Origin of the sequence: Hyphomonas sp. UBA3601 (genome assembly GCF_002375605.1) — a bacterium.
GTDB lineage: Bacteria > Pseudomonadota > Alphaproteobacteria > Caulobacterales > Hyphomonadaceae > Hyphomonas.
In genome coordinates this window covers 48,801-55,868 of record NZ_DFME01000023.1, presented here as the reverse complement: position 1 = coordinate 55,868, position 7,068 = coordinate 48,801, and the positions used below count along the sequence as shown (strand labels likewise).

General features: G+C 60.4%; 7 protein-coding genes. 2 read left to right on the top strand and 5 right to left on the bottom strand.

Annotated elements, in window-relative coordinates; genetic code table 11:
• Positions 1 to 120: 120 nt before the first annotated feature.
• Both B4F73_RS02210 and B4F73_RS02205 read left to right on the top strand, forming a co-directional pair.
• Positions 121 to 1,413, top strand: a complete 1,293-nt coding sequence (locus tag B4F73_RS02210; protein WP_290482408.1) for a metal-dependent hydrolase family protein — start codon at positions 121 to 123, stop codon at positions 1,411 to 1,413.
• A gap of 114 nt (positions 1,414 to 1,527) precedes the next feature.
• Positions 1,528 to 2,397 (top strand): OmpA family protein, encoded by an 870-nt coding sequence (locus tag B4F73_RS02205; RefSeq protein WP_290482407.1) that lies wholly within the window; start codon positions 1,528 to 1,530, stop codon positions 2,395 to 2,397.
• A 63-nt stretch (positions 2,398 to 2,460) separates the two neighbouring features.
• Here the strand turns inward: B4F73_RS02205 and B4F73_RS02200 are convergent, their stop codons facing one another.
• From B4F73_RS02200 to B4F73_RS02180, 5 genes are read right to left on the bottom strand one after another with little or no spacing between them, the layout of a single operon-like run.
• Positions 2,461 to 3,534: a DUF2855 family protein gene (locus B4F73_RS02200; RefSeq protein WP_290478917.1), complete on the bottom strand. Its 1,074-nt coding sequence runs from the start codon at positions 3,532 to 3,534 to the stop codon at positions 2,461 to 2,463.
• The gene (locus B4F73_RS02195; protein ID WP_290482406.1) at positions 3,531 to 4,289 is read right to left on the bottom strand and encodes an enoyl-CoA hydratase/isomerase family protein; all 759 of its coding nucleotides are present in this window, start codon (positions 4,287 to 4,289) and stop codon (positions 3,531 to 3,533) included. The genes B4F73_RS02200 and B4F73_RS02195 overlap by 4 nt, the downstream gene beginning before the upstream one ends.
• Entirely contained in the window at positions 4,286 to 5,617 is a 1,332-nt protein-coding gene (locus B4F73_RS02190) for a cytochrome P450 (RefSeq protein ID WP_290482405.1), read from the bottom strand. The genes B4F73_RS02195 and B4F73_RS02190 overlap by 4 nt, the downstream gene beginning before the upstream one ends.
• A gap of 48 nt (positions 5,618 to 5,665) precedes the next feature.
• Entirely contained in the window at positions 5,666 to 6,616 is a 951-nt protein-coding gene (locus tag B4F73_RS02185) for a pseudouridine synthase (protein ID WP_290482404.1), read from the bottom strand.
• Between the two features lie 20 nt (positions 6,617 to 6,636).
• Positions 6,637 to 7,056 carry a hypothetical protein gene (locus B4F73_RS02180; protein WP_290478913.1) on the bottom strand — a complete coding sequence of 140 codons (420 nt, stop codon included), beginning with the start codon at positions 7,054 to 7,056 and terminating at the stop codon, positions 6,637 to 6,639.
• Positions 7,057 to 7,068 lie beyond the last annotated feature (12 nt).

Genomic DNA, 7,068 nt, shown 5'->3' with positions numbered 1-7,068 from the left:
GAGCGCACCATTACCCACCATATGCCGCTGTCGGAAGGGGCAGAGGCGTATCGTATGTTTGACGCACGCGAGAATGGTGCGATGAAAATGATCCTGACACCTTGAGGGAGGGCTGACCTGATGACTTCGATGATGAGCAAACTGGCTGCGAGCGCGGCGCTGGCGACCGTGATAACCGGCGCAGCACTGGCCGAGACAACCCTGATTCATGCCGGGCACGTGCTGGCCGAACCGGGGGAAGGTTACCTGACCCGCCAGACGATTACGGTGGAAGATGGCGAGATCGTCTCGATTGAAGCGGGCTACAAGCGCGCGCCGCGGGGGGCGGACCTGATAGATCTCAAGGAGGCTTATGTCCTGCCCGGCCTGATCGACAGCCATGTGCACATCACCGGCGAGAATGGGCCGAATGAGCGGATCAAGGCGTTCGAGGACACGGATGTGGATGCAGCTTTCGATGGCGCGGGCTTTGCCTACAAGACATTGTTGACCGGCTTCACAACGGTTCAGGATGTCGGGGCCTCGAACGCGGCGATCTTCGGCCTGCGCGACGCAATTGCGAATGGCAACGTACCGGGGCCGCGTATTCGGGCCGCAGGCCAGGCGATCAGCGTGACCGGCGGGCATGGCGACATCAATGGTTATTCTCCGGAAGTCATGGCGATGTTCACCGGCAAGAATATCTGCAATGGCGTCGATGATTGCCGTCGGGCGGTGCGCCAGCAGATCAAGGAAGGCGCAGACGTCATCAAGATCACCGCGACCGGCGGAGTGCTGTCAAATACGCGGGCCGGACTGGAACAGCAGTTTACGGATGATGAACTGGTCGCGATTGTCGAGACGGCGCATTCGATGGGCCGGAAGGTAACCGGGCATGCGCATGGCAAGGGCGGCATCGTGTCTGCGTTGAAGGCTGGCATCGATTCCATTGAGCACGGCACCTATACCGACGATGAAACGATCGCCCTGTTCAAGGAGCATGACGCTGTTCTGGTTCCGACGGTGCTGGCCGGAGCGACGGTGACGGGTTGGGTCAATGAGCCCTGGCTGCCGGCACCGAGCCGGGAAAAGGCCGCAATTGTCGGGCCGTTGATGCTGGATATGTTGCGTCGCGCACATGAAGGCGGGGTCAAGGTGGCGTTCGGCACGGATACGGGCGTGTCCAAGCATGGCGATAATGCGCAGGAATTCGCGCTGATGGTGGAGGCGGGGTTCACGCCGGAAGAGGCCATCCGCGCAGCGACTGTGATTGCGTCAGAACATGTGGAGATGTCCGATGTCGTCGGCACGATCACGGCGGGCAAGCATGCCGACATCATTGCGGTCATGGGAGACCCCCTGAAAGACATTACTGAATTGCAGGATGTTGATTTCGTGATGAAAGGCGGAACGGTCTACAAGCAGGCGCAATGACCGGTCCGAACTTCGCCTCAGCCGCGAAGCGTTTTGACTTTCCCAATCAATCGCCAGAGACTTGGCGATTGATGAGGAAGCGGCGCAAGCCCCGCGATATTTAGAGTGAGTTGCATGAAACGAGATCTTTTCCTTGCCCGCGCGATTGCCGGGGCTGCGCTGTTCAGTGTCGCGGCGTGTGGAGGGGAATCGGCAGATGCGCCGAAAGCAGTGGCCGCCGAAAGCGGACCTCAGTGTGTTCAACTCGCTGAAGGCGACTATTTCTGGGACGGGACGGCGTTTGTTGTCTCCAGTACACCCCCGGCATCACAACCCGCCGCCACCGAGACGCGGCCAGCAAGTGTTGGCTGGGTGGGCGCGCTAGAGCGTACATTCCCGGATGCCGGGTTCCCGTGGATGGGCCTGCATGTCAGTGGGCCGGTTGCCGTTCTGACTGGCCTGGCACCGGATCCGGCCGCCAAGGAGCAGGGCTTTCTGGTCGGGCAGGCGGCCCTCGAGGACAATGCCGAAGTCGCCTCAGATGTGACCCTCGTCGTGGATGGCATCTCGGTTGAAGAAGGCGAGCGGGGCGTGGGCGAGGCGCTGGCGGCATTGTCTGATGGCGAAGCCAATGCCGGGCGGTGCCAATCTGCGTTCAATGCCACGATGGATGGCCGCACGATCATGTTCCAGAGCAATCTGGCCATCATCTCGCCGACCAGCGAACGATTGCTGGATGCGCTGACCGGGGTGGCGTTGCTGTGCGATGCGTATACCATCGAGATTGGCGGCCATACGGATTCTCGCGGCTCCAATCAATATAATGAAGTGATCTCCCAACAGAGGTCAGAAGCAGTGCGTGACTATATGGTCGAGCACGGCGTCGAGGCTGAAGCGTTGACGGCGATGGGGTACGGGGAGTCCCGTCCGCTGGACAGGGCGGAAACCTACGAGGCCTGGGCAAAGAACCGACGCATGGAATTCAAGGTCTCGGAGCGACGCTAGAGCGCTCCAGGTGTGCGACCTGCCCCCGCTGTTTGGCCGCAGCGGGGGCTTTTGTTTTTGCGATCAGGAGATTGAGAGGATCAGTCCTTCGGAGGGGCTGACCTGGGCGTCGATGGTCTGCGTCCATGCTTTCGTGATTGCGTCTGCACCTTTGGCGTGGCGCGGCGTGACGAAGTCCTTCGAGGCCGTGTAGAAACTCTTCAAGGCAGAGCCGAGCCGACGATTGATCTCAGCGCCGCCGAGCGTGGCTGCGCGTTCAGCGGCATAAGTCGGCACGAAGAAGAATTCCGGCTGAGGATCTGGCAGCGCGATGGGCGAACGGTCGCCTTCCCAATCGGTCACGCCGATGACGAGACTGCGAACAAGCCGGTCTTTCAGGGCATTATGGACATCTGCCGTCAGTGTGGGGCGTCCGAGGAAATCGACAAAGGCTGTCAGGCCGCGCGCATGCAGGCGGTCGGCGTCATCATAGGTGCGGACACGCCCGTACAGGCCGGTCTTCTCCAGAAAGTCCTTGTTGCCGGGCGAGGTCAGCGCAACCGTGTCGACACCGCCGCGAACCTTCAGGCAGTGAGCCAGCGCCATGGCGGTCTTGGACGAGGCCGAGGAGATCACAACGGTTTCCGGAACCGGGTCGCCGGTTTCCATCAGGCAGTCATCAATCATCCAACCCGTCGTGAAGAGTGGACGGAAAAGCATTTGCTGGTCTTCGAGCGCGGCATCGTAGGAAGGGTCGCCAGCAGTGTTGATGTATGTGTTGTAGATGGGCGCGAGGCCCTGGCGGTGGGCGGCGCCATCCATGAAACCATGTTTGCCGACGCTGACCGGCTCAACATCAAAATGTTCGGAGATGGGGAGATATCCGTACAGGCGGTCACCCTCATTCACATGTTCAGTCTTGGATTCAACCACGGTCGCGAACCCCCAGACGGGCACTCGGCCAAAGCTTGCATCTGCGGCGGGGAAGAAGTTCCAATACTGCATCTGGTCGCCAAAAGTGGCGTAGGTGACATTGTTGGCCGTCAGGGCAAACGTATCGACCTTGAGACGGGCAGCGCCGTCGGCCAGGGCAGGCAGGTCGGCTGGGGTCCAGCGCGTGTCGCGCAAATCATCACGGCGGATCAGGAAATCACTCATGTCTTCGCTTTCTTGCTCTTGCCCGTAAAGGCCGCGATTCGGTCCTGCATGTCAGGCCCAACCCCTTCGCAATTGAGTATCTCCCATTGCAGGCCACTATCCAAGTCTCGCGCGTCGGTCGCCTCCAGCAGACGCTTGTTTGCCGCATGGGAGAATGGCGAGTTGGCGAGTATGCGATCCGCCAAGTCCTGACAGGCGCTGTCGAAGTCGGCGTCTGCCACAACTTGCTCGACGAGGCCGATGCGGAAGGCCTCATCAGCACTGATCATGTCGGCGGTGAACATCAGGCGTTTTGCCGTGGCAATCCCTACACGGCGTGGCAGGCGCTGGCTCATGCCCCAGATCGGGGTAAGCGCCCATTTGGCATGTGTGTCTCCGAAACGTGCGCTTTCCGCGGCGATGATGAAATCAGCCGCGAGGGCAACTTCCAACGCACCTGTATAGCAGTGGCCGTGGACGGCCGCGATGACCGGCTTGGGCAGGCGCTCCATCAGGCGGAGCGTTTCAGAGTGCCACCCCGGTGACGGGACTTTTTCACCTTCGGCAATGTCGCCAAGATCATGCCCGGCAGAGAAGCATTTGCCCGCCCCGCGCAGGATAACGCAATTCACACTGTCATCCGTCTCGAGGTCGAGCACATGATGGCGAAGTTCGCGGAACATGCCGACCGTGAGTGAATTGAGTTTGTCGGGCCGATTCAGGGTAAGAGTCGCAAGGCCGTCTTTGTCCTGACGAAGGACCAGCGGCTCGCTCATGTGCCGAGGTCCACCATGAGGCTTGAAATGGCGTGCACGAAATTGCTGGGCGCGAGGGTTTGTTCGCCAGTCCACTTTATGTTCGGGAAGCGTGAGAGGATGTTGCGATAGGCTGAGTCCAGCTGCATGTTGGCAACGCGCTGGCCCAGGCAGACATGCGGGCCATGGCCGAACGCCAGATGTTCCTTCGCATTGGCGCGGGTGATGTCGAAACGGTTCGGTTCGGGAAACTTGGACGGGTCTCGATTGGCCGCAGCATAGTACATGACCACTTTGTCGCCCTCGGCGATGGTCTGGCCGCCAAGGTCCGCCTCCGCTGTTGCTGTGCGGCGCATATAAGTGACGGGACTGACCATGCGGATCGATTCATGGACGAAATTGGGAAACAGATCCTCGTTCGCGATCAGCTTTTCCTTCTGGTCGGCGAATTCGGTCAGAAGGCGCATTGTGCCCGACAGCGAGTTGCGGGTCGTGTCATTGCCAGCAAAGACGATCAGGAGCCAGGAACCATCAAGGAATTCGGGGCTCAGTGGCTCGCCGTCGATCTCGACATTGGCGATCGCGGACAGAAGATCGTTCTGCGGATCGGCGCGGCGCTTGGCCAGCATATGTCGACCGTAATCGAACATGGCCTGAATCTCTGACATGAAGGCCATGATCTGTTCGGGCGTGACATTGCCGAGGCCTTCCTGCTGGGCCTGGTATTGCGAATTTTCCAGGAAGTGCATCCAGTGGACAAGTTTCGGCCGGTCCTCTGGTGGTACGCCAAGGATTTCGCACAGCGTGAATAGCGGCAATTCGGCGGAGAACAGCTCCACCATGTCGACCACAGGGCCCTGTTTCTCCATCGCGTCGAGCAGGAGGTTGACCTGTACATCAACGCGTTTGCGCAACTCCGCCACGAATCCGGGCCGGAAGAACTGCATATGTTCCATACGGAGTGTCGTATGGTAGGGACGGTCGAGATTGATCAGGCTGTTCAGGCTGGATGAGTGTAGCAGCGGATGGCGGGGCGTGTCTTCCTGACCATAGGTCATTAGGATGCCACCGCGCTGCGAGGAATAGATAACCGGGTCGAGTTCGACTTTCTTGACGAGATCATAGGAAGTCACCGCCCAGAAACCGGCGCCGACCTGTTCGGGGTGCCACATGACCGGGGCCTTCTCGCGCATTTCCGCGAAGGCTTCATGAGTGTAGCCGCCGCGGGAAGAGAAGACGGTCGGGTCCGTCAGGTCGACTGGCGGCGCGAGATCGAAGACAGGCTTGTTCTTCGGTGGCCGCGGCGCGGTATCGACCTGATAGGTCTCGGTAACGTTCTGAAGTGGCATGAGGGACCTCCGTATGGCTTTGCCGCCGGAGACCTATCAATGGCCGTCTCAGCGAGGCTTTGTGCGTTTCCTGGAAGTCAGCTTACCTGAAGGTGACCTGCTGCCAAGGCGTGACTTAGGGGCAGGCTTTTTGGAGGTGCGAGCCGGCTCGGCAGGCCGGGCAGCGTGCTCATTCGTCATCAAGTGGCCGATGGCTTGTTGTAGCAGGTCTGTCGGCACTTCCTCGACCGCGCCCGGGCGAAGATCGTCCAGCAGGAACGGGCCGTACTGCACGCGGATCAGGCGGTTCACCATGAGATTCACCGCTTCCAGTGCACGACGGACTTCGCGTTTCTTGCCTTCCGAGAGGGTCACGGTTAGCCAGCTGTTTGCGCCGGTTTCCCGGTCGAAAACGGCGGTGATCGGCTTGTAGTCGACGCCATCGACCGTGATGCCTTCGGCCAGTTCGGCAATCTTGTAGTCGGTCACAGTGCCCTTGGCCCGCACACGATAGGTGCGTTCAAGCTCGTTCTTCGGCAGCTCCAGGGCGCGGGCAAGCGCGCCATCATTGGTCAGTAGCAGAAGGCCTTCGGTGTTCAGGTCTAGCCGGCCGACGGTGACCACGCGTGGCAGGGATTTGGGCAACTCGTCAAAGACCGTGCGCCGACCCTCCGGGTCAACAGTGGTGGTGATGAGGCCAGCCGGTTTGTGATATCGCCAGACGCGCGTCGCATCAGGGGCCTGAATGGTCTTGCGGCCCACGCGGATCAGTTCGCGGCCTGTGACCTTGAAGGCAGGAGAGGTCAGCTTGACGCCATCGATCGTGATCTTGCCATCCTCGATCATGCGTTCGACTTCGCGGCGCGAGGCGACGCCCGCGCGCGCGAGGTATTTGGCGATCCGTTCGCCTTCGCTCCAGTCTTTCTCTTCGGCTGGACGCTTGGATTTTGGGGCTGGGCGTTGCTTGCTCGGGCTGGAAGGTTTCCGGCGCGGGCGGCCCGTCTCTCGACGCTCCGTCATGGGATATTCTTTCTGTTGCTTTAGAGCAGGAAGTGAAGGAAGGGCGCCGCAATAGCAAGGCCCAGTATGATCTCCATCGGAATCCAGATCGGGATCAGACCGGGCTCCCGGTTCTTGGCTCGGTCGAAGACCAGGGACATCAGGCGACCGGTGCCAGCGCCAACCCACCCTGCAGCGAGCGGCAGGACAACGAGCGTCGTCAGGATGTCTTCGGAACCCGTCGACAGATTCACAACCAGAATGGCCGTCATCAGATGTGCGAACAGGAACAGGCCGCCATAAGTGGCGCGAAATTCCGAATAGCCACCGGGGCGGAGCGGGTCCGGATCCTCGACGAGGCGGACAATGCGGCTGGCCCAAGCCGGGGAAAACATGGCGGACAGGCCGAGAACGGCCCCAAACAGAAGGGTGACGACTGAAATGATTTCACCGATATTCATGAGGCGCGTGCT

Coding starts and splice junctions, on each gene's coding strand:
- B4F73_RS02185 (WP_290482404.1), bottom strand. CDS start 6,616: ATGACGGAGCGTCGAGAGACGGGCCGCCCGCGCCGGAAACCTTCCAGC.
- B4F73_RS02180 (WP_290478913.1), bottom strand. CDS start 7,056: ATGAATATCGGTGAAATCATTTCAGTCGTCACCCTTCTGTTTGGGGCC.
- B4F73_RS02195 (WP_290482406.1), bottom strand. CDS start 4,289: ATGAGCGAGCCGCTGGTCCTTCGTCAGGACAAAGACGGCCTTGCGACT.
- B4F73_RS02190 (WP_290482405.1), bottom strand. CDS start 5,617: ATGCCACTTCAGAACGTTACCGAGACCTATCAGGTCGATACCGCGCCG.
- B4F73_RS02210 (WP_290482408.1), top strand. CDS start 121: ATGACTTCGATGATGAGCAAACTGGCTGCGAGCGCGGCGCTGGCGACC.
- B4F73_RS02200 (WP_290478917.1), bottom strand. CDS start 3,534: ATGAGTGATTTCCTGATCCGCCGTGATGATTTGCGCGACACGCGCTGG.
- B4F73_RS02205 (WP_290482407.1), top strand. CDS start 1,528: ATGAAACGAGATCTTTTCCTTGCCCGCGCGATTGCCGGGGCTGCGCTG.